The following is a 21,487-nucleotide window of genomic DNA, read 5'->3' on the forward strand; positions in this document are numbered from 1 at the left end:
GGTTCGACGGAAGCAGGCTCTTCGCCGCCCCGTCCTCATCCTGATGTCAGAAGGTGTAGCCGAGCTTGGCGCCGATATTGGCCGGGCCGCGCGGCGACGCCGTGCCGGGCTGGCCAGAGCAGCCCGCCGTGCTGAAATGCTCGAGCGTCGTGACGAGGTTCCAGCGATCGGACAGGCGGAAGCCGAGCGCCGCCGCCTCGCGCGTGCCGGCGTTGCAGCCGAGGCTCAGGCGATTTTCCGGGATGATCGCGCCGGTCTTGCCGTCATGGACCGCCGCCGCGAGGCTCGCTTCGACGAAGATGTCTTTGCTGATGTCGAAGGTCCAGGCCGCGCCGGCATAGGCATAGCGGGTGCCGTTGAGGTTCACGCTGGAGCCGATGTTGAAGCGCGGGATGAAGGCGGCGGCGATGCGGTCGCTGAGCGGGACGAGGCGCGGCGACAGGACCTCGCCGGCGATATTGGCCAATCCGCCCTCGCGGCCGCCCGGATTCGCGAGGCCTCCGCCAATGCGGGCCTCCCAGGCGGGGGCTGGCGGTTCCGCGGCGGGCGCGTAGCTCGACACGGCCGGCGACAGTGATCTCGATTGTGCCCAGCCCGGCGAGCTGAGCAGGCAACCGGCAACGAGAAGCAACGCGACGCGAACCATGACCACCGGGGGAGAAGGGAAACTGGCGTTAGTGAAGCGCACACACTCGTGTTCGGATTGTGGCAAAGCCCTTCCTGAAGGCCTCGATCCACAGCGCCTTCGATTCGGAAAGTCAAATTGATTCAAATGTTTGCAACATCGTGGCCAATCACGGCCCGCTGCGCCACCAGAGCACGAAGACGACGATGACGATGGCAAGGAACTGAAGCTGGACGCGCAGTTGCATCAGCTTCTGCGAGGTGTTGGCGCTGCCGCCGCGCATCATGTTGATCAGGCCGAGCAACAGCACCACCGCAACGGCACCGACGGCGATGGGGACGAGCGAATTCGAGAGCGTCATGACTGAGGCTTAATCCGCCGACCGGCACTTTGCCAGCATCGAGATGGCTGTCGCGGTGGTTGCAAGATGTCGCAGCTCAGCTCAAGGCCACGCTCGGGGCCAGGGCACGCGTCCGCACCGGCGAGGAGAGGTTCTCGGCGAGCGCGCGACAGATCGCGGGCAGGCCGTCGAGCAGATCGGGCACGAAGGCCTGTGACGGCGGCAGCCGCTTCGGCAGGGCGTGGAGCGCTGCCGCCATGACCATCGGGTCGCGCACGCCGTCGCCATCCTGGGCGGGGTCGGCCAGGACGTCGATCAGCCCCAGCTCCTCGGCGCGATGGGCGCGGATCGCCTGTTCCAGCCGCGGCCGGACGCGCGGCACGACGAGCGCCGGCTTGTCGAAGGATAGGATCTCGCAAAAGGTGTTGTAGCCGCCCATGGCGACGACGCAGTGGGCGCGGTTCATCAGCAGTTCGAGGCGCGGCTCGAAGCCGAGCCCTTCGAGCTTGGGATTGCGCGCGATGCGCTCGGCGAAATCCTTGCGCTTCTCGCGGGACATGAACGGACCGAAGACGATCAGCGCGGGCAGCGCGATCGTCGGGTCCGCCTCATAGGCCGAGATCACCCAGTCGATGACACCAGCACCGTCGCCGCCGCCGCCGGGCGTGACGAGGATGAAGGGCTGCTTGGTGATGCGCGGATAGCGGTTGGGCGGCATGGGCGAGGGCACCGCGCGCTTGAGATAGCCGAGATAGCGGGTCTTGGCCGAGAAGCGCTGTTGATCCGGCAGGCCGGCGAGCGGCTCGTAGACGCTCTCCAGCCCATAGACGAAGACGTCGTCATAGATGGTGTCGAGCGCTTCCAGCGCACCGCTGTGGCGCCATTCCTCGAGCAGCTTGCCTGGCTCGTCGAGCACGTCGCGCAGGCCGAGCACGATGCGAGCGCCGCGCCGGCGCAGGATGTCGAGCGCGGGCTTGAGCTCGCCGCGCAGGCCGACGGGCTCCTTGTCGACGATCACGACGTCCGGATCGAAGGAGAGCACCGTCTGCTTGATGATGTCGGTGCGCAGGCGGATCGTGTCGTCGAGCTCGAGATTGAGGTGATGCGGGCCGTAATGGCCGTCGCTCTGCTTCTCGACGCCGGGGATGCGGACATAGTCGACGCCGTCGCCGAACTGGAAGCTCGAGATCACCGAGGAACCCGAAACGATGATGACCGAGATGTGCGGAAAGCTCGCGACCAGCGCGTTGGCGATGGCGCGGCAACGCCGGATATGGCCCAGCCCGAAGGTGTCGTGGCTGTAGATCAGCACACGCGGGGCGTGGGAACTGCGCGGGCTCCGTTCGGGGCCCACCAGATCAATGACATTGGACGACATGGGAACGCCGGCCTCCACAACGGGTCAGACGACTTCCTGGCGGGGCCGAGCACACCAGACAGCCATGCTGCAGCATGGTTGTACCCACCTATAGCGTGGCGCCGAGGGCGATCCAAGCCTGCCTGACCGAGGGAGATGCCGCTTTTTTCATGCCGTGCCGCCCCGGCCTATCAGGCTGCGCGGATCGGCGAGCGCGACGGCAGAGTGGCTGTCCGCCAGCGCAAGCAGGTCGCTGAGAAAAGCCCAGGCGGTTTCGTCGTGATCGCGATGGTGCAGGAGGAGGCCGAGCGTGTCGGGCCCTTGCGGCCGCCCGCGCCATTCAATCAGCAGACCCACGATTTCGGCGATCAATCCGGCGGGATTCCGGCCGATGCGCCCGCCATGCCAGTCCATCACGTCGATATGGGTGTTGAGGAGTTGAGGTCCGCCATCGGGGCCGTTGCGATGATCGCGGAAGCAGGACAGCGCCGTGAAGCCGAGCGCCGGCAGGCGGGCGGCATGGCCCGGATCGATGCGGTTCCAGGGCGGCACGAAGACCGGCAGGATGGCCTCGCCCAGCACGTCGCGCAGGCGCAACGAGGCTTTCACGATCTCGGTATCGACAGCCTCTGGCGCGCGATCCGGCCCGAATTCGGATTTCTTCGCCCCGGCGGGGGCATGGTTGCGATGCCAGCAGCCGTGCTGGCAGGGCAGGAGCGCCGGGCTGTCGCGCAGGCTCCCGGCAAGGGCGGTTTCCGCCAGCATGGGGATGACGGCGAGCAGGACCGGCACATGGAAGCGCTCGGCACAGGTTGCGAGCCGGTCGAGCGCGGCGCTGGGGCCGACGGCGTCGTCATCGCGCAGCCAGAGCCGGAGTTGCCGGCCGGCGGCGTGCCAATGGCCGAGTTCCTCGATGAGGGGAGACCAGAGGGCGGCGCTCATGGAGCCTCCCTTCCGGTCGCGGCGCGGCGCTTCAGGCCGCGGTTGCGGCAGGCGATGGCGAGGCCCGCCGCCAGCCTTTCGGCAGCCCGCTCCGTGGTGCGCTCGGTCAGCACGAAGCGACGCGCCTGCGCCCCCATGGCAGCGCGCCCGGCGCCGTCGCGCAGCAGGGCCGAGAGCGTGGCGGCGAAGGCGGCCTCGTCGCCTTCCGGCACCAGCAGGGCGGTTTTCCCGGCCTCGACGGTGGTCGAGACGCCGCCGCTGTCGAAGGCGACGACGGGCAGTCCTGTCGCCTGCGCTTCAAGATAGACCAGCCCGTAAGCCTCGCGCATGCCCGGCCAGACGAAGACGTCATGAGCCGCGAGCTCGGCCAGCGCCCGTTCGCGGTCCAGCAAGCCGAGCCAGGCGATGCGCCCGGCGGGCAAGCCGGCGAAAGCCCGTTCGATCTCGCCGCGCTTGCGCCCGTCGCCGATGACGCTGAGGCTCCAGTCCTCGTCGCGGATGCGTTCGAGAATGCGGGCCAGCGCGAGATAGCTGTTCAGCTTGGTGCCCTCGCGCATCATCGCGATGGTCACGAGGCGCGGCGCGCCGCTGCGGGCGATGTGCCGGGGCGGCTCGCGGTCGAAGGCGACGAAGGGCGGCAGCGGCAGGAGCGCGGTCCCTTCCTGGCGCCAGGGCTCGAGCCCTTGCCTGTCGCGGTCGGTGAAGAAGAAATGCGTGTCGGCGGCCTCGAGTCCATGGCGCACGAGCGCCGTGTGGCGCGCCCATTCGCCCTGGGCGCGCTGCGCGGCGTCGCTTGCTTCGGCCGTGACATAGGGGATGCCGAGCGCGGCCGCGATCTCCGGGCCGAGCAGGTCCGGGGCGCGATAGTAGTTGTGGTAGGTGAACCAGAGATCGGGGGGCTCGGCCGCCCCGTCCCGCCAGGAGGTGAGCAGGCGCTCGCGCAATCCGGCGGCGTCGGCTTCGAGCCGGGCGAGGGCGGTCGCGTCTGAATCGGCCAGATAGCCCCGTCCCGCCTTCACCGGCTCGACGACATGGCCGAGCGAGCGCAGGGCCGCGACGAGCTGGCGCGCCATGCGGCGGTCGCCGGAGACGCCGTCATCGTCGTACAGGTTGAGCGGAGTGTGGAAAGCGATGCGCAAAGTCGGTTCGCAGGCGGCGTGGCGATGTCTCAGCGATAAGGATCGGCCGCGTCGCGCAGGCCGTCGCCGAGGAAGTTGAAGGCAAGGATGATCACGATCACCGGGATGACCGGATAGAGCAGCCAGGGATAGAGCGCCACCACATTGATGTTCTGTGCCTCGTTCAGCATCACGCCCCAGCTCGTGATCGGGGGCCGCAAGCCCAGGCCGAGGAAGGAAAGCGCCGTTTCGCCGAGGATGGTGCGGGGGATGGTGATCGTCGCCGAGGCGATGAGATGGCTCATGAAGCCCGGCACCAGATGCAGCGCGATGATGCGCCGCGGCCGCGCGCCCATGAGCTGGGCGGCAACGACATAATCCTCCTCGCGCAGAGAGAGCAGCTTGGAGCGCACCGAGCGGGCGAGCCCCGTCCAGTCCATCAGGCCGAGGATCACGGTGATGCCGAAATAGACCACCACCGGGCTCCAGGACGGCGGCATGATCGAGGCCAGCGCCAGCCAGAGCGGGATATGCGGCAGCGACTGCACGATCTCGATGATGCGCTGGACGACGAGGTCGACCCGGCCGCCATAGTAGCCGGCGATGCCGCCGATGATGACGCCGAGCACGAAGGAGATGCTGACGCCGATCAGGCCGATCGAGAGCGAGATCCGCCCGCCATAGAGGATGCGGGAGAGCATGTCGCGGCCGAGCCGGTCCGAGCCGAGCCAGAAGAAGGTGCCGCCCTCCGGCGGGCAGACGAGGTGCAGATTGCCCGGCACGAGCCCCCAGAAGCTGTAGCCGTCGCCACGGCAGAAGAAGCGCAGCTTCTCCGGCCGTTCGCGATCCTCCGCATATTCGCGCTTCAGGTTCTCCATGTTGAGATGGAGCTTGAAGGGATAGACGAAGGGGCCGATGAACGCGCCCTCGTGGAAGAGGCGGACCTGCTGGCCGGGCGCGCGGATGAAATCCGTGTTGCGCGTGCTGTAGTGATAGGGCGCAAGGAACTCGGCGAAGGCCGCCATCGCATAGATCACGAAGATGAGGACGGCCGAGATCACCGCGAGCCTGTGCTTGCGGAACTTCCACCACATCAACTGCCATTGCGAAGCGAGATAGACCCGCTCCTGCTCGGCGGTCATCTCCTCGGTGGCATAGGGCTCGAACGGGGCCGTCGAGACCGCATGCGGCAGCGGCGCGCCCTCGGGCGGCAGATCCTTGAGCGAGTTCGCGGTCACTTCGTTGCAGCCCCCTGCAAGCGAATGCGCGGATCGAGGATGGCCAGCGCGATGTCCGAGATCAGCACGCCAATCACGGTGAGGAAGGAGAGGAACATCAGGAAGGAGCCGGCGAGATACATGTCCTGGCTCTGCAGGGCGCGGATCAACAGCGGGCCCGTCGTCTGCAGCGACAGCACGATTGCCACAACCTCCGCGCCCGAGACGATCGAGGGCAGGATGTCACCGATATCGGAGATGAAGAAGTTGAGCGACATGCGCAACGGGTATTTGCGCAGCGCCTTGCCCGGCGGCAGGCCCTTGGCGCGGGCGGTGGTGTAGTACTGCTTCTGCAATTCGTCGAGCAGGTTGGCGCGCAGCGCCCGGATCATGCCCGCGGTGCCGCCGGCACCGATGATAATGACCGGGATCCAGAGATGCTCCAGCACCGATCTGAGCTTCGCCCAGCTCATCGGCTGGTTGAGATATTGCGGATCGACGAGGCCGCCGATCGAGAGGCCGAACCAGAGATTGGCGAAGTACATGAAGACGAGCGCCAGCAGGAAGTGCGGCACGGCAAGCCCGATCAGGCCGAGGAAGGTCAGGCCGTAATCGCCCCAGCTATATTGATGCGTCGCGGAATAGATCCCGATCGGGAAGGCGACGATCCAGGTGAACAGGATCGTGGCGAAGGAGACGATCATCGTCAGCAGGAGCCGGTCGCCGACGATCTCCCGCACCGGGCGCTGGTATTCGAAGGAATAGCCCATATCGCCGTGGAGCAGGCCCGCGACCCACCAGGCATAGCGCTCCACCGGGGGCCTGTCGAAGCCGTATTCCTTCTTCAGGAACTCGATGCGGCTCATATCGGCCTTCTCGCCCTGCGCCTGCATCTCGGCGGCGAGGGTCTCGAAATAATCGCCTTCGGGCAGGTTGATCACGGTGAAGATCAGCGCGCTGGTGACCAGCAGCGTCGGGATCATGATCAGAATGCGCTTGAAGATGTAGCGAAAGAGCACCGCTCAGCCCTCGCCGTCTTTCTTTCTACGAAACCAGAAGGTGTCTGGCATGTAGCGGCCGAGGAAGGCCCCGGGCTCGAAGCTGTAAAGCCCGTGGTCGGGAACGTTGTTGAGGTCGCGCGACACGACGATGGGCTGCAGCGTGCTGTTGATGACGCCGATGGTGAAGAGCTGCTCGGCGTTGATCCGCAGCATCTTCTGCCAGATTTCGCGGCGCTGCGCCGTCGTCACGCTCATCCGCCATTCGTTGTAGAGCCTGACGAGCTCGTTCGCCTCGGGGAGCGACGGGCGCTCGCCCTCGCGGCCATTGGTCTCGATGAACTGGCCCCAGCGCGGCCACTGGAACTGGGCGGTGGAGGTCGGGGCGAGCGCGTCGGGCTCCATCTCCGGCGTGACCAGCGCGTTGTCCATGCCGGCCCAGGCCGACATGATCGTCTGCCCGGCGACGATGCGACGCCGGAAGACGTCACGCTGGCTCGAGCGCGGATAGATCTTGATGCCGACATCGAGGAAGTTCTGCTTCAGCAGGTCGAGGATGTCGGTTTCCTCGGTGTTCTCGCCGGCGGTCTCGATGGTGAATTCGAGCCGTCTCCCGTCGGGCAGGAGGCGCACGCCGTCATCGTCCCGCCTGGTCAGGCCGATCTCGTCGAGGAGCTGGTTGGCGAGGCCGGGATCGTGCTGAATCCAGAGCGAGGCGAGGGCCGGGTCGTAGAGCGGGCTTTCCGGCAGGGCCGTGTTGCCGCTTTCGCGGGCGAGGCCGAAGAAGATCACCTTGTTGACGTCGGTCCGGCTGATCGCGACCGAGATCGCCCGCCGGTAGCGGACGTCGCGGTTGAGGTCGCGCCAGACGGGGTCGATGGCGTTGAGATTGGGCAGCAGCGCGAAATAGGCGCCCTCGGCCCGTTTCCAGAGCTTGACCTCGAAATTCATCCGCTTCGAGGCTTCCTTGAGGAAGGTGTAGTTGTCGAAGCGGATGTAGCGCACCTGCAGGTCGGCCTCGCCGGCCGCGGCCTTGGCCGGGATGAGCGCGCTCGTCCCGATCGTCATCGTCACCTCGTCGGCATAGGGCAGTTGCCGGCCATTCTCGTCGATGCGGTGGAAATAGGCGTTGCGCTCGAAAACGAACTGCTCGGCGGGCAGGGGCGTGGTGTTGCGCCAGGGCTCGAGGGTCGGAAGCTTGGGGTTCTCGGGCCGGTACATGCGGGAGTTGCGCTCGTGCAGGGCGCCCCAGTCGCGAACCCGGTTCTCCTTGATCTTCGCGGCGAGCTCCTGCTTCAGCGCGTGGCGCTCGTGGAATTGCCGCAGATATTGCGAGGGCATGAAGATATAGGTCGGCTGGGCGGCGGCCAGTGCCGGCAGGAAGATCGGGTTGGGCGCCTTCCAGCTATAGCGGACCTCGGTCTCGCTCACGATCTCGAAGACCGGTGGCTCGCCGGCCGAGAACAGCGCCTGAGGCGGCCCGCCCGGCGACAGGCGCTTGTTGTTGGCGACATCCTCCCACCAGTAGCGGAAATCCTCGCTCGTCAGCGGTGATCCGTCCGACCAGCAATGCCCGGGCCGCAGGCGCAGCGTGAAGATGCGCCCCTCATCGACGTTGAAGCTCTCCAGCACGTCGGGGACGAGCTCGAGCTTGTCGTCGTAGACGACCAGGCGCGTATAGCCATAGAGCGTCATCATGCGCAGGTCGCGCTGGTCGCCCATCAGCAGGCGGATATTGCCACGGTGCCGGCCGGCCCTGCGCCCGAGGCTCGCCATGTCGATGACGCGCGGAACGTCCGGAATCCGGTCGCCGACCGGGGGCAGCGCGCCGGCCGCCACGCGGTCGGCGAAGAACGGGCTGTCGATCGCGGCAGGGGTCTGGGCGGCGGGAGCCTGGGCAGAGGAAGGCTGGACGGGAGGCTGCTCGGGCGCGGCGCGCAAGGCGCGCGGCAGGCCGAGGCCGGCGGCGGTGGCCGTTCCCAGAAGCAGCGCCGAGCGGCGCGTCGGAGAGAGGCGGCGCTTCGTCACGACACCAGCTCCTTCACATCGGCATTCGGCCGCGCCAGCACATAATGGCCGTCGCCGAGGGCCAGATGCGTAAGCTCGCGGTCGTCGGCCCCGTGCTTGAAGGCGCTGCCCCAGCCGCTATCGTCCGAGGCGCCGCCGGGCGCGGCCAGCTTGAAGTCGAGCTTGCGGTCGAGATCGGCGAAGGGCACCGAGCGCAGCAGCGCCTTGGTGTAGGGATGGACGGGCCGGGTGAACAGCGTGTGGCGCGGCGCGAGCTCGACGATGCGGCCGTTGGCCATCACCGCGATGCGGTCGGCCATATAGTTCACGACGGCGAGGTTGTGCGAGATGAACAGGAAGGTCAGGCCGCGCTCGGCCTGCAGGTCCTTCAGCAGGTTGAGGATCTGCGCCTGCACGGAGACGTCGAGCGCCGAGACCGGCTCGTCGCAGATGATGAGGTCGGGATCGAGCGCGAGCGCGCGGGCGATGCCGATGCGCTGACGCTGGCCGCCCGAGAAGGAATGCGGATAGCGGTTGAGGAAGCGGGTATCGAGGCCGACATCCTGCATCAGCGCCTTGACCCGCTCGGCCTGTCCGGGCGCCTCGCCGCGCTCGTGGATGACCAGCGGCTCGCGTAGGATGCTCTTCACGGTCATGCGCGGCGAGAGCGACGAGACCGGGTCCTGGAAGATCATCTGGACGCGCGGGCGGAAAGCGCGCAGCGCCTCGCCCTCGAGCGCCAGCACATCGGTCCGCCGATGGCCGTCATCGAAGATCACCTCGCCGGAATCGGCGGTGACGGCGCGCATGACGATCTTGCTGACGGTGGTCTTGCCGCAGCCGCTCTCGCCGACGAGGCCGAGGCATTCGCCGCGGCGGATATCGAAGCCGACATCGTTGACCGCCTTGACGACGGAAAGGCTGCCCTTGCCGAAGAAGCCGCGCGAGCCGGTGACATAGGTCTTGTTCAGGTTGCGCACGCGCAGGAGCGGAGCCGCATCGGCGGCCGGCGCGGGCGCTGGCTTCGCCGCGGCGGGCGGACGGGCCCGGGCCTCGCGCAGGGCCACGAGCCGCTCGCCCTCCTGCATGTCGAAATGCGGCGAGGCTTTCAGCAGCGCCTTCAGATAGGGGTGGCGCGGGCGCCTGAAGATGTCCTCGACCTGGCCGCGCTCCATGATCTCGCCGTGGAAGATGACGACGACCTCGTCGGCCATGTTGGCGACGACGCCGAGATCGTGGGTGATCAGCAGGATCGCCATGCCCATCTCGGCCTGGAGATCGCGCATCAGGTCGAGGACCTGCGCCTGGATGGTGACGTCGAGGGCGGTGGTCGGCTCGTCGGCGATGAGCAGCGCCGGCTGGCAGATCAGCGCCATCGCCAGCATGGCACGCTGGCGCAGGCCGCCGGACAATTCGAAGGGGTAGAGCCCGGAGGCGCGATGCGGGTTCTTGAAGCCGACGCGCTTGAGCATCGCCTCGATCAGCTCGCGCGCCTGCGCCTTCGGCATCGGGCGGTGCAGGAGCAGGGCTTCCTCGATCTGGTTGCCGATGGTGTGGACCGGCGAGAGCGAGGACATCGGCTCCTGAAAGATCATGCCGATGCGGCCGCCGCGCAGCGCGCGGATGCCCGGGCCTTCCCGCGGCAGGGCGGCGATGTCGATCACGGCGTCGGGCGCGAGCGGGTCGCGGAACAGGATCTCGCCGCCGGTGACGGAGCCCGCGCGCGGCAGCAGCCCCATGATCGCCTGCGAGATCACCGATTTGCCCGAGCCGGATTCGCCGACCAGCGCGACCGTCTTGCCGGCGGGAACACGCAGGCCGACGCCCTTCACCACGTCGCGGGCGAGGCCGTGGACCGTGAAACCGATACGCAGATCGCTGACGCGAAGAATGTCCATGAACCGAACTTGTACTTCCCCTCGGGAGGTCCTTACCCTCACCTGACGTCACTAGACGTCGAAAGTTCCGTCTTGCCAATGGCTTTCGGCAGGCCGGATCACTCGGACGGACATTGGCCGGCGCGGATGACATCGCTGCAACGCGGGCCGCGGCGGAAATCGTCGTAGCTGATGCTCCAGGGCTGTACGTTCGGAGCGCGATAGGGACCGAATTTGAAATATTGATTACGGTCGAGGCCCGGTGCCGCGTGCCCGATGTGACCTTTGACCGTGACGATCGGGATGCCGTCGGCCAGAATCTCGATATGGCCGTCGCCGGACGGGCCGGGATGCGAGCGGACCACGAAATCGATCCAGCCTTTCTGGGCCGCAGGCAGGTCGGCATGGCGCGTCACCCGGATTCCGGGGGCGCAGGCGCCGAAATAGGAGGGATATTCCTCCGGCACCGAGCCGCTCTCGATGGCGACCAGCGCCCGTGTCTGGTGGACCTGCGGTCGGCTGAGCACGCGCGCCTCTCCGGGCAGGCAGCCTTGCGGGCGCTGCGGGCCGCCGATCGGATAGGATTCGACCAGGTCGGTCTCGACGGTGAAGCCGAGACGGCCCCGGTAGAGCCGCAGGGCCAGGAAGGGCGAGAAATCGCCCTGCGCGTCGCGCAGGATCTCGCGCTTCCACTGCGCCATCACATATCTGCGATCATCCTGCGGCAGCGGATCGTTCAGCCGCATGGCGAAGCCGTACCAGACGGTCCGCGAGTAGGAGGCGAGAACCTCCGGGCGCTCCCAGACTTCGGCGCGCTCGCTGCAGGCCTTGGCGCGCGGATCGCAGGACGGCATCGCCGTCAGGGTCAGCTCGCCCCGCCCGCGCAAGGGCGAGCGCGTGCCGAAAACAACCTGCCCGCCACGCTGTTCGGGGTTGTCCTTGTAGAAAAGGCCGCCTTCGGGCGCGAAACCGCGCTGCTCGAAGCCATCGGTCAGGACGAGGTCGGCCGGATCGGTCGGGGGTGTCGTCGCAGCGGGCTGCGCCGCCGAGAGCAGGAGCAGCGACAGCAACGCCGCGCGCCCGAGCCGATGCCTGACGGCAAGATCGCCCATATATCCCCCCGCATGCGACCGGGCCCGTCGCCGATCCACGCTTTCGCCGCTAACCGACGCACATTGTACAGCACCGCGTACTAACCATATATGGACACCCGCGGGGTGCGGTCTGCGGGGCATAATACAATCGGGCGCGTGTCCGCGCCGAACAGGATCGTCTCCTTTGGAGCCCAACCTTTTCCGCTACATCTGGCAGAAGAGTCGCGGCGAGCAGATCGTCGTCCTGGCGATTATCCTCGTGTCGATCCCGTTCAACTGGGCTTCGTTCGACGTTCCCAAGCGCATCGTCAACGACGCGATCCAGGGCGGCGCCTTCAAGGGCGGCCACACCACCGCGACCCTGATGGACCTCACGCTGCGCCTGCCGTCCTGGCTGGGCGGCGCCAGCGTCAAGCTGTTCGAGGGCTTCCAGGTCGGGCAGCTCGGCCTGCTGATCGGGCTTTCCAGCTATTTCCTGCTGCTCGTCCTGATCAACGGCGCCTTTAAATACGTCATCAACGTGCGCAAGGGCATCCTCGGCGAGCGCATGCTGCGGCGCATGCGCTACGACCTCTTCAGCCAGCTCATGCGCTTCCGGCCGGAGGATATCCGGGCGGTCAAGCCGGCCGAGATCGCGAGCATGATCAAGGACGAGGTCGAGCCGGTCGGCAGCTTCGTCGGCGACGCCTTCATCCAGCCGGTCTTCCTGCTCAGCCAGGCACTGACGGCTCTGGTCTTCATCATGGCGCAGAGCTTCTGGCTGGGCTCGATCGCGCTGCTGATCGTTCTGGCGCAGGCGATCATCATCCCGATCCTGCGGCGCGAGCAGCTTCGGCTCGGGCGCCAGAGGCAGATCGTCTCGCGCCAGCTCGCCGGGCGCATCGGCGAGATCGTCGATGCCGGGCCGATGATCCAGGCGCATGGCGCGACGGCCTATGTCCAGTCCGACATCGCCGGACGGCTCGGGCGTCTCTTCGACATCCGCTACGCGCTCTACAAGCGCAAATTCGCGGTCAAGTTCCTGAACAACCTGCTGGCTCAGGTCACGCCGTTCTTCTTCTACGCGATCGGCGGCTATTTCGCGTTGCAGGGGCGGCTCGACATCGGCCAGCTCGTCGCCGTGATCGCCGCCTATCGCGACCTGCCGCCGCCGATCAAGGAACTGATCGACTGGGACCAGCAGCGCAACGACGTCACCATCAAATACGATCAGGTCATCTCGCAGTTCAACAGCGACGACACGCTGGTGCTCGACGAGGAGAAGGCGGTGGCGCCGCTGCCGGCTACCGGCGAGGTCCAGGTCGAGGCGCTGCAATTGCTCGACAATCGCGGCCAGCCCCTGCTGACGCCGCTCTCCTTCGGCGTGCCACGCCCCGGCATCGTCGCGGTCGTCGGGCCCCATGGCGGCGGCAAGGATGTGCTCGGGCGCATCCTCGGCCGCCAGGCCACCAACTATACCGGCCGCGTCCTGATCGACGGGGAGCCGCTCGCGGCCATGTCGGTCGAGCGTGCGAGCCACATTATCGGCTATGCCGGCGACGAGGCCGAGATCATCGCGGGGTCGATGCGCGACAACATCCTGCTGCCGCTGCAGCGGCACCGCCCGGCCCTGAAGCCGGTGGGTGCGGTCACGCCGGCCGAGCATCGCCACTTCGTCGAGGCGATACGCTCGGGCAATTCGCCCTTTCCGTTCGAGGCGGACTGGACCGATTACGACGGCGCGGGCCTGGGCGACCGGGGCGCGCTCGCCAAGCGGGTGCGCGAGCTCCTCGACGTGCTGGGCTGCACCGAGGACGTCTACAGCCTCGGCCTCGGCGGCAAGGTGATGCCGCCGCTCAGCGAGGAGGGGACGCAGCGCCTGATCGAGGCGCGTCGCGCGGTCGCCCACGAGCTCGCGCGCACCGATCTCGGCGAGCTGATCGAGCCCTTCGTCGCCGATCGCTACAACGCCAATGCGAGCGTGGCGGAAAACCTGATCTTCGGGACGCGGACGACGCCGCGCTTCGACAATGCGACCTTGCTGTTCGAGCCCTATGCCCATGCGATCCTGAAGGCGGAGGCCTTGATCGAGCCGCTGGCGGAGATCGGGGCGCGGATCGTCGCGACCGTGGTCGAAATCTTCGCAGGCCTGCCGCAGGGCCATGCGCTGTTCGAGCGCTATTCCTTCGGGGCCAATTTCGAGCTGGAGCGGCTGGGCGAGCTTTCGGATATCCTGGCGAAGCAGGACATGCGCTCGCCGCTCGATCAGGAGAGCGAGCGCGATCTCGTCGCGCTTGCGCTCGGCTATATCGAGCCCAAGCACAGGCTGAACCTGATCGACCAGCGCCTGCAAAGGCGGATCCTGCGGGCCCGCGCCAGCTTCCGCAAGCATCTGCCGGCCAATGCGGTGGACGATGTCGATTTCTACGACCCCGACAAGGTGATGTTCGGCGCCAGCGTGCGCGACAACCTGCTGTTCGGCCGCATCGGCTACGGGGTGGTCGATGCCGAGCGCAAGGTCGCCGATGTGGTTCATCGGGCGCTGTCGCGCGCCGGGCTCGAGGGCGCGCTCTATCGCCTGGGGCTGGACACGGAAAGCGGCATCCGGGGGCGTTACCTGCCGGCGCGGCTGCGCCAGGCGATCCCGCTGATGCAGGCCCTGATCAAGGCACCGCAGATCGCGGTGCTCGACGTCACCGGGCTTTTGGCGATATCGGACGATCCCGCCGGCATCGTCGCCCGCCTGCGCGGCTATTGCAGCGGCATGACGCTGTTTCTTCTTGTGGGAGATGCTAATCTGGTCGAGGACGTTCCGTTGCGGGTGGTCTTCCACGGCTCGACCGGCTCGGTCGAGGCCGGAGCCTTGCCGGAGGCGGCGAACGATGCCGGCCGGCAGCCGCCTCGCTTCGAGGACGTCCAGCGGATGGAGGTACGGTCATGACGCTCGAAACCGATATCGCCTGCCTGCGTGAACTGCCGCTGTTCCGCGAGCTGCCGCCGTCCCGCCTCAAGCTCGTGGCGCTGATGGGCGAGCGGCTGAGCTTTCCAGCCGGAACGCTGCTCGTCCGCGACCAGGACCGGCCCGACGGGGTCTATGTCATCCTCCGGGGTGAAGTTGAGTTCTCGCAGAAGCGCGAGGACGGCGGCGGCCGCCGCTTCCAGAAGGAGGCGGGCAGCATCATCGGCGACGTCTCGCTGCTGAGCGGCAAGCGCTTCCTCGGCAAGGTCACGGCCGGCTCCGACGTGCTGGCCCTGCGGATCCCGAAGGATCTGTTCTTCGAGCTGCTGCAGACCGTGCCGGAGTTCAGCCTTGCCATCTGCCGGGATCTGGCCGACCGCGTGGCGCGCCTGGCAAACGTCCTGCTGCACGAGGACGAACCGGTTTTATGAAGCAGGCCAGCGTATGAGTTTGCCACAGATCGCCGGCGCCAGGCGGGCAGCCATGGACGCCGGCATGCAGCAAGTATCGTCCTGGAGCCGCGACATCCGCCTGGTTTCCGGGCTGATCCTGCTGGCTTTCGCGACCACGCATTTCATCAATCACGCCGTCGGCATCTTCGGGCTGCAGGCCATGGAGGCGGTGCAGAACTGGCGCTACTGGTTCTGGCACACCTGGCCCGGCACGGTGGCGCTCTACGGTTCTTTCATCGTCCATCCGCTCTTCGCGCTGGTGCGGGTCGCGCAGCGCCGCACTTTCAAGATGCCGGTCCGGGAGATGCTCCAGATCGCGCTCGGCCTCGCGATCCCGCTGCTGCTCGTCGATCACATCATCAGCACGCGGGTGATGGGGGCCTATTTCCAGGTCGACGAGAGCTATCATTCGATGCTGCGGCGGCTGTGGCCGCGCCTGGCCCTGTCGCAGTCCCTCCTGCTTCTGCTGGTCTGGACGCATGGGATGATCGGCATCCATTTCCTGCTGCGCTCGCGGGACAGCTACCGGCACTGGCGCGACGTCTTCCTGCTGGCGGCGATCCTGGTGCCGCTGCTGGCGCTGATCGGCTTCGCGGTCGGCGCACGCGAGGCGCTGCAGATGGCGCTGCCGCCCGAGCGGATCAGCCAGGCGCAGGAGTCGATGTTCGACTTCAACGTGACCTGGGCGAAGGGGCTGTTCTATGGCCTCGTCGGCTCTTTCGTGCTGTTCGTCGGCGCGCGCGAGATCAGGGTGCGGACCACGCGGCAGATCACGATGCGCTTCGTCGGGCACGGCACGCGGCGATTGGCTCCGGGCCCGACCGTGCTGGAGATGTTCCGCCGTTTCGGCATTCCCCATGCGGCGCTCTGCGGCGGCAGGGCGCGCTGCGCCACCTGCCGCGTCCTGGTGATCGACGGCGCGGACACCCTGCCGCCGCCGACGGCCAACGAGGCCAAGCTGCTGCGGCGAATCTCGGCGCCCGATCGCGTCAGGCTGGCATGCCAGATCCGGCCGCGCGACGATCTCCAGGTCCAGATCCTGCTCGCCTCGCGCCTCAACGCCGCGCCGGGGCGCGGCCTCGAGCCGGACGCGACCATGGGCAAGCGCGACCTGACCGTGGTGGTGGCGGATCTGCGCGCCTTCTCCGCCCTGTCGGAACGGCAATTGCCGCAGGAGCTCATCGGCCTGCTGAATCGCTTCTTCGACGAGATGGGCCAGGCGATCACCGCCCATGAGGGGCGCATCGACGCCTTCTATGGCGACGGCTTCATGGCGGTTTTCGGCCTGGAGGGCTCACAGGCCAGGGCCGCGCAGGCGGCGATCGCGGCCGCGGCCGACATCGTGCGCGCCGTCGAGGCGCTCAACCGCGAGTTCGGCGCCGCGCTGCCTTTGCCGCTCAGGATCGGCATCGGCATCCACACCGGCAACGCCATCACCGGCGCGGTCGGGAACGACAATCTCGGCCGGCGCGAGATCACGGTCGGCGAGACGGTGATGATCGCGAGCCAGCTCGAATCGGCGACGCGCCGGGTGCTCTCCGATGTCGTCGTCTCGGAGGACACCATCCGGGCGAGCGGGCGCAGCTATGCCGGCACGACCGCTCTCAAGATCGCGATCAAGGGGCGCGAGAAGCCCCTCATCGCCTATGGCTTCGCCAGCGCGCCCGAGATCGCCAAGCGCAAGCGGGAGAGCGCGGCCGTTGCGGCGGCCCCGTCGGGCGCCACGGCCGGCGGCGAGGCGGCTGCGGTCGCAGAGGCAGGACCGGAGGGGGCTTCCGACGCTGCGCCCCCGAAGTCACCCGCGCCCTGAGCCTGCCGGCTCGGGCTTTCGCGCCCCCTATCCATGGGTCATGACCGCCTCTATGGTCCGCCCGCCCTCATCCTATCCGAACGAACCATGACGCCAGAACCGCCCGTCGAGGCTTTCCACGACCTGCTGAAGGGCATGGCGGCCCTGTCGGGCAACCGTATCGTCGGCGACATCGCCCGGCTCTACGGCAAGGGCGCGCCGCCGGACCTCTCGATCGCCTGCAACCACAAGCAGATCGCCTCGAAGCAGTGGCTGGTCGAGGCACTGGCCGAGACCTTGCCCAGGCCCGATGGCCCGGTCTGGGTGCTCGGCGCCTGGTATGGCGTGCTCGGCGCGCTGCTGCTCGACGACGACCGGCTCGATATCGGGCAGGTCGTCAGCCTCGACATTGATCCCACCTGCGCTCCGGTGGCTGAGACGCTGAACCATCGCCATGTCGCCACCGGCCGCTTCCGGGCCGTGACCGCGGATATGACGGAGCTGGATTTCGCCGCGCTTTCGCCGGCACCGGGGCTCGTCGTCAACACGAGCTGCGAGCATCTCGACGACGTGCCGGGCTGGCTTGCAAGCTTGCCGGCCGGGCTGCCGCTGCTGCTGCAGTCGAACGACTATTATCGGGAGCCCGACCACCGCAGCTGCGTGCCTTCGCTCGACGCCTTTCGCGAGCAGGCGGGATTGGCGGAGATCTGCTTCGCCGGAGCGCGGCCGACGAAGAACTACACCCGCTTCATGCTGATCGGCCGGCGATGAGCCGTTCTGCTCCGCCGCGCATCGCGATCGCGATGAAAGGTTATCCGCGCCTGTCGGAAACCTTCATCGCGCAGGAGCTGCTGGGATTGCAGCAGCGCGACGTCCCCTTCGAGATCTGGTCGCTGCGCCACCCGACCGATGCGGACCGGCACCTGATGCACAAGCAGATCACGGCGCCGCTGCGCTATCTGCCGGAATATCTGCATGACGAGTGGGCGCGCGTGGCGCGCGGCATCCTTGCCGCGCTGTTGCGGCGGGGGCTGGTGCGACTGCTGCCGGTCTTCCTGCGCGATCTCGCCCGCGACCGCACGCGCAACCGCTGGCGCCGCTTTGGCCAAGCCTGCGTCATGGCGCGGGAATTGCCCGCCGATATCCGGCATCTGCATGTGCACTACCTGCACACGCCGGCCTCGGTCATCCGCTACGCGGCGATGCTTCGGGGCCTGAGCTGGTCCTTCTCCGCCCATGCCAAGGACATCTGGACGACGCCCGACTGGGAGAAGCGCGAGAAGATCGCTGATGCCGCCTGGGGCGTCACCTGCACGCAGGATGGGCATGGCGAGCTGGAGCGGCTCTCCGATCCGCCCGGCAAGGTCGCATTGGTCTATCACGGGCTCGAGCTCACGCGCTTTCCAGCGCCCGTCGCCCGTTCGCTGCGTGATGGATCGGATGCGGCCGATCCGGTGCGTTTCGTCACGGTCGGGCGCGCCGTCGCCAAGAAAGGCTTCGACGATCTGCTGAACGCGTTGGCACGACTGCCCCGCCTGCTGCAGTGGCGGCTGACCCATATCGGCGGCGGCGAGATGCTGAAGGCGCTCAAGGAACAGGCGCGGGCGCTGGGTCTCGCGGACCGGATCATCTGGGCGGGGCCGAAGGCGCAGGGCGAGGTGATCGCCGCCTTGCAGGAGGCTGATATCTTCGTGCTGCCTTCCAAACAGGCGGGGGATGGCGACCGCGACGGCCTGCCGAACGTCGTGATGGAGGCGGCGAGCCAGAAGCTGCCGATCGTCGCGACCGATTTCGCCGGCATTCCCGAATTCGTGCGGCCGGGCGTCGAAGGGCTGCTCGTGCCGCCCGGCGATGTCGATGGATTGGGGATCGCGCTGGCTAAACTCGCCGGCTCGCCGGAGCAGCGCACGGCGCTGGGCGAGGCCGCCTTCGAGCGGTTGACGACATCGTTCTCGGCGGCGGCTGGACTCGACCGGATCGCCGGCATGCTGCGGGCCTCGTCGGGCGAGGGCGCATGAGCGGTACGGTCCTGATTGTCGTCACGCATCTGCTCGGCAGCGGGCATCTGGTGCGGGCGGCGCATCTGGCCCGGGCGCTGGCGCGCGGCGGCTTCGCGGTGACGCTCGCCAGCGGCGGCATGACGCTGCGGTCGATGGAGGCGGAGCCCTTCGCCTTTGTGCAATTGCCGCCGGTCAGGACCGAGGGCGTCGATTTCCGCAGCTTGCTCGATGAGGCGGGCCAGCCGGTCGAGGTCGGGCGGATGGCCGCCCGCATCGCCATGGTCGAGGAGCTGGCGGCGCGTTTGCGGCCGGACGTCGTCATCACCGAGCATTTCCCCTTCGGCCGCCGGCAACTGGCGGAGGAGTTCTTGGCTGCGATTGCGGCCGCGAAGGCAGCGAACCCCGCTGCTCTGGTGCTGGCCTCGGTGCGGGACGTGCTGGTGACGCCCAAGCCCACGCGCATCGCCGAGGCGCATGAGCGTATCGCAGGGCTGTTCGATGCCGTGCTGGTCCATGGCGAGGCGGATTTCCTGCCGCTGGAGCGATCCTGGCCGGTCGAGGCCGGGCTCAGGACCAAGCTGCGCTACACGGGCTATCTCGCGGACAGGCCGAAGCCTGCTCCAAGCATCCTTCGAAACGCCATCTCCGGCGAAATGGCTCCTCAGGATGAAGGCCTGGAGGGGAGGGGCGAAATCGTCGTCTCCGGGGGCGGTTCGGCTGCGGCCGTGCCGCTGTTCGAGCTTGCTCTGGCTGCAGCGCGGCTCGGGCCGGCTGTGCGGCGCTGGCGCATTCTCGTCGGGCGCAGCGTGGCGGAGGAGGCGTTCCGGCAGCTTGCGGCCTCGGCACCTGACAATGCTATCGTCGAGCGGGCTCGGCCTGATTTCCCGACCCTGCTCGCCCGCTGTGCCGTCTCGATCAGCCAGGCCGGCTACAACACTGTGCTCGATCTGATCGCGGCCCGGCGGCCGGCCATCGTCGTGCCTTTCGATGCGGGGGCGGAGACGGAGCAGGCTGTCCGGGCCGAGGCGCTGGAACGGGCGGGGCTTGCCCTGTGCCTGCGGCTGTCGGGCGCCGAGCCGTTGACGGCCGAGGGGCTGGCTCGCGCCGTCGAGACGCAGATCGGGCGCTCCGTTCCCGCCGGCGGGTTCCGGGCCGATGATGGAGGACGCGCCGTCGCGGCGGTGAAACGGCTGCTGCGGGAGCGGCGTTGAGATGTCCGGGACACTGAGCCGGCATGCCCCTTGCGAGGGCTGGGGTGCAGCTTTGCGAATTGCCGCTTCCGGTCTTTCGCTCTAATGAGGGATGATCCGCCTCCCTCCTCGGTCGGCACTGGGTAACCGGCAACTTCCGGTCAAGGCCCTGCGCCCGGAGACACGATGATGACGACGACGACCGCGCCCGGATTGCCCGACATGAAGCTGTCGGTGCGGCAGACCTTCGGGATCGACACAGACCTCGAGGTGCCGGCCTTTTCGGTAGCCGATCCGCATGTGCCGGATTTCGACCCGGATTACCGTTTTGATCGCGACACCACCATCGCGATCCTCGCCGGCTTCGCGCATAACCGCCGCGTCATGATCTCGGGCTATCACGGCACCGGCAAGTCGACCCATATCGAGCAGGTCGCCGCCCGGCTGAACTGGCCCTGCGTGCGCGTCAACCTCGACAGCCATGTCTCGCGCCTCGACCTCGTCGGCAAGGACGCGATCGTGCTGAAGGAGGGCAAGCAGATCACGGAGTTCCAGGACGGCATCCTGCCCTGGGCGCTGCAGAACAACATCGCGCTCGTCTTCGACGAGTACGATGCCGGCCGCCCGGACGTGATGTTCGTGATCCAGCGCGTACTGGAGCAATCCGGCAAGCTCACCCTGCTCGACCAGAAGCGCGTCATCCGCCCGCATGGGGCGTTCCGGCTGTTCGCCACCGCCAATACGGTCGGGCTCGGCGATACGTCCGGCCTCTATCACGGCACGCAGCAGATCAACCAGGGCCAGATGGACCGCTGGTCGATCGTGACCACGCTGAACTACCTGCCTCATGACAACGAGGTCGCGATCGTTCTGGCGAAGTCGAAGCACTACCAGAAGAGCCCGGAGGGCAAGGACATCGTCAACAAGATGGTCCGCGTCGCCGATCTCACCCGCAACGCCTTCATGAACGGCGATCTCTCGACCGTGATGAGCCCGCGCACGGTCATCACCTGGGCGGAGAACGCGGCGATCTTCGGCGATATCGGCTTCGCCTTCCGCGTCACCTTCCTGAACAAGTGCGACGAGATGGAGCGCACGCTGGTGGCCGAGTTCTTCCAGCGCTCTTTCGGCAAGGAACTGCCGGAGAGCGCGGCGAACGTGGTCCTCAGCTAACGAGAGGATACGAGCCATGGCGCAGTATCAGGGAAGCTGCCACTGCGGGCGGGTCGCCTACGAGGTCGAAGCCGATCTCGGGCAGACGCTCACCTGCAACTGCTCCTACTGCCAGCGCCGTGGCTCGATTCTCGCGTTCTCGCCCGCGAGCTCATTTGCCTTGACCAAGGGCGAGGATGCGCTGACCGAGTACCGCTTCCATACGCAGAAGATCCAGCATCTGTTCTGCGAGACCTGTGGCATCGAATCCTTTGCCAAGGCGAATGGGCCCGACGGCACGCCGATGGTCGCGGTGAATGTGCGCTGCCTCGTTGGCGTCGAGCCGACCGAATTGTCGCCGACGGCCTATGACGGGCGCTCGCGCTAGGGG

The 21,487-nt window shown here is 67.5% G+C and carries 18 protein-coding genes; 8 read left to right on the forward strand and 10 right to left on the reverse strand.

From position 1 onward, the window contains the following. Positions 1-46 precede the first annotated feature (46 nt). The 10 genes from GY40_RS15720 to GY40_RS15765 form a co-directional block, all read right to left on the reverse strand. Positions 47-466, reverse strand: coding sequence for an acyloxyacyl hydrolase (locus GY40_RS15720; protein WP_162738013.1), 420 nt, complete (start codon positions 464-466; stop codon positions 47-49). 328 nt (positions 467-794) lie between these two features. Continuing rightward, the gene (locus GY40_RS15725; RefSeq protein WP_038363727.1) at positions 795-986 is read right to left on the reverse strand and encodes a twin transmembrane helix small protein; all 192 of its coding nucleotides are present in this window, start codon (positions 984-986) and stop codon (positions 795-797) included. A gap of 76 nt (positions 987-1,062) precedes the next feature. Beyond that, positions 1,063-2,343 carry a glycosyltransferase family protein gene (locus GY40_RS15730; protein ID WP_051988119.1) on the reverse strand — a complete coding sequence of 427 codons (1,281 nt, stop codon included), beginning with the start codon at positions 2,341-2,343 and terminating at the stop codon, positions 1,063-1,065. Between the two features lie 147 nt (positions 2,344-2,490). Continuing rightward, positions 2,491-3,264: a polysaccharide deacetylase family protein gene (locus GY40_RS15735; RefSeq protein ID WP_038363730.1), complete on the reverse strand. Its 774-nt coding sequence runs from the start codon at positions 3,262-3,264 to the stop codon at positions 2,491-2,493. Continuing rightward, entirely contained in the window at positions 3,261-4,403 is a 1,143-nt protein-coding gene (locus GY40_RS15740; RefSeq protein WP_051988120.1) for a glycosyltransferase family 4 protein, read from the reverse strand. The genes GY40_RS15735 and GY40_RS15740 overlap by 4 nt, the downstream gene beginning before the upstream one ends. Before the next feature lie 29 nt (positions 4,404-4,432). Beyond that, the gene (locus GY40_RS15745) at positions 4,433-5,620 is read right to left on the reverse strand and encodes an ABC transporter permease (RefSeq protein WP_248311181.1); all 1,188 of its coding nucleotides are present in this window, start codon (positions 5,618-5,620) and stop codon (positions 4,433-4,435) included. After that, positions 5,617-6,582 (reverse strand): ABC transporter permease, encoded by a 966-nt coding sequence (locus GY40_RS15750; RefSeq protein WP_038364407.1) that lies wholly within the window; start codon positions 6,580-6,582, stop codon positions 5,617-5,619. Before GY40_RS15750 ends, GY40_RS15745 begins: the two co-directional genes overlap by 4 nt. A gap of 39 nt (positions 6,583-6,621) precedes the next feature. Further along, positions 6,622-8,625: an ABC transporter substrate-binding protein gene (locus GY40_RS15755; RefSeq protein ID WP_038363732.1), complete on the reverse strand. Its 2,004-nt coding sequence runs from the start codon at positions 8,623-8,625 to the stop codon at positions 6,622-6,624. Further along, entirely contained in the window at positions 8,622-10,502 is a 1,881-nt protein-coding gene (locus GY40_RS15760; protein WP_038363734.1) for an ABC transporter ATP-binding protein, read from the reverse strand. Before GY40_RS15760 ends, GY40_RS15755 begins: the two co-directional genes overlap by 4 nt. A 98-nt stretch (positions 10,503-10,600) precedes the next feature. Next, positions 10,601-11,593, reverse strand: coding sequence for a heparin lyase I family protein (locus GY40_RS15765; RefSeq protein WP_051988121.1), 993 nt, complete (start codon positions 11,591-11,593; stop codon positions 10,601-10,603). A gap of 166 nt (positions 11,594-11,759) precedes the next feature. On the opposite strand from GY40_RS15765, the gene GY40_RS15770 reads away from it, so the two are divergent. The 8 genes from GY40_RS15770 to GY40_RS15805 all read left to right on the forward strand — a co-directional run bounded on the left by GY40_RS15770 (position 11,760) and on the right by GY40_RS15805 (position 21,484). Then, positions 11,760-14,495, forward strand: a complete 2,736-nt coding sequence (locus GY40_RS15770) for an ABC transporter transmembrane domain-containing protein (RefSeq protein WP_051988122.1) — start codon at positions 11,760-11,762, stop codon at positions 14,493-14,495. Next, positions 14,492-14,944 carry a Crp/Fnr family transcriptional regulator gene (locus GY40_RS15775; protein WP_038363736.1) on the forward strand — a complete coding sequence of 151 codons (453 nt, stop codon included), beginning with the start codon at positions 14,492-14,494 and terminating at the stop codon, positions 14,942-14,944. The genes GY40_RS15770 and GY40_RS15775 overlap by 4 nt, the downstream gene beginning before the upstream one ends. A 64-nt stretch (positions 14,945-15,008) precedes the next feature. Beyond that, positions 15,009-16,775, forward strand: a complete 1,767-nt coding sequence (locus GY40_RS15780) for an adenylate/guanylate cyclase domain-containing protein (protein ID WP_248311182.1) — start codon at positions 15,009-15,011, stop codon at positions 16,773-16,775. 87 nt (positions 16,776-16,862) lie between these two features. Further along, entirely contained in the window at positions 16,863-17,525 is a 663-nt protein-coding gene (locus GY40_RS15785) for a hypothetical protein (protein ID WP_038363740.1), read from the forward strand. Beyond that, positions 17,522-18,772, forward strand: coding sequence for a glycosyltransferase family 4 protein (locus tag GY40_RS15790; protein WP_038363741.1), 1,251 nt, complete (start codon positions 17,522-17,524; stop codon positions 18,770-18,772). The genes GY40_RS15785 and GY40_RS15790 overlap by 4 nt, the downstream gene beginning before the upstream one ends. After that, positions 18,769-19,965, forward strand: coding sequence for a glycosyltransferase family protein (locus GY40_RS15795; RefSeq protein WP_038363743.1), 1,197 nt, complete (start codon positions 18,769-18,771; stop codon positions 19,963-19,965). Before GY40_RS15790 ends, GY40_RS15795 begins: the two co-directional genes overlap by 4 nt. A 168-nt stretch (positions 19,966-20,133) precedes the next feature. After that, a complete protein-coding gene (cobS, locus tag GY40_RS15800) occupies positions 20,134-21,117 on the forward strand; it encodes a cobaltochelatase subunit CobS (protein ID WP_185747962.1) in 984 nt (327 codons plus the stop codon). Between the two features lie 16 nt (positions 21,118-21,133). After that, positions 21,134-21,484: a GFA family protein gene (locus GY40_RS15805; protein WP_038363746.1), complete on the forward strand. Its 351-nt coding sequence runs from the start codon at positions 21,134-21,136 to the stop codon at positions 21,482-21,484. Positions 21,485-21,487: the final 3 nt, after the last annotated feature.

Source organism: Allobosea sp. UNC402CLCol, assembly GCF_000745475.1.
GTDB classification, from domain to species: Bacteria; Pseudomonadota; Alphaproteobacteria; order Rhizobiales; family Beijerinckiaceae; genus Allobosea; species Allobosea spartocytisi.

Coding starts and splice junctions, on each gene's coding strand:
- cobS (WP_185747962.1), top strand. CDS start 20,134: ATGACGACGACGACCGCGCCCGGATTGCCCGACATGAAGCTGTCGGTG.
- GY40_RS15730 (WP_051988119.1), bottom strand. CDS start 2,343: ATGTCGTCCAATGTCATTGATCTGGTGGGCCCCGAACGGAGCCCGCGC.
- GY40_RS15795 (WP_038363743.1), top strand. CDS start 18,769: ATGAGCGGTACGGTCCTGATTGTCGTCACGCATCTGCTCGGCAGCGGG.
- GY40_RS15750 (WP_038364407.1), bottom strand. CDS start 6,582: ATGATCCCGACGCTGCTGGTCACCAGCGCGCTGATCTTCACCGTGATC.
- GY40_RS15725 (WP_038363727.1), bottom strand. CDS start 986: ATGACGCTCTCGAATTCGCTCGTCCCCATCGCCGTCGGTGCCGTTGCG.
- GY40_RS15780 (WP_248311182.1), top strand. CDS start 15,009: ATGCAGCAAGTATCGTCCTGGAGCCGCGACATCCGCCTGGTTTCCGGG.
- GY40_RS15735 (WP_038363730.1), bottom strand. CDS start 3,264: ATGAGCGCCGCCCTCTGGTCTCCCCTCATCGAGGAACTCGGCCATTGG.
- GY40_RS15760 (WP_038363734.1), bottom strand. CDS start 10,502: ATGGACATTCTTCGCGTCAGCGATCTGCGTATCGGTTTCACGGTCCAC.
- GY40_RS15765 (WP_051988121.1), bottom strand. CDS start 11,593: ATGGGCGATCTTGCCGTCAGGCATCGGCTCGGGCGCGCGGCGTTGCTG.
- GY40_RS15805 (WP_038363746.1), top strand. CDS start 21,134: ATGGCGCAGTATCAGGGAAGCTGCCACTGCGGGCGGGTCGCCTACGAG.
- GY40_RS15785 (WP_038363740.1), top strand. CDS start 16,863: ATGACGCCAGAACCGCCCGTCGAGGCTTTCCACGACCTGCTGAAGGGC.
- GY40_RS15790 (WP_038363741.1), top strand. CDS start 17,522: ATGAGCCGTTCTGCTCCGCCGCGCATCGCGATCGCGATGAAAGGTTAT.
- GY40_RS15775 (WP_038363736.1), top strand. CDS start 14,492: ATGACGCTCGAAACCGATATCGCCTGCCTGCGTGAACTGCCGCTGTTC.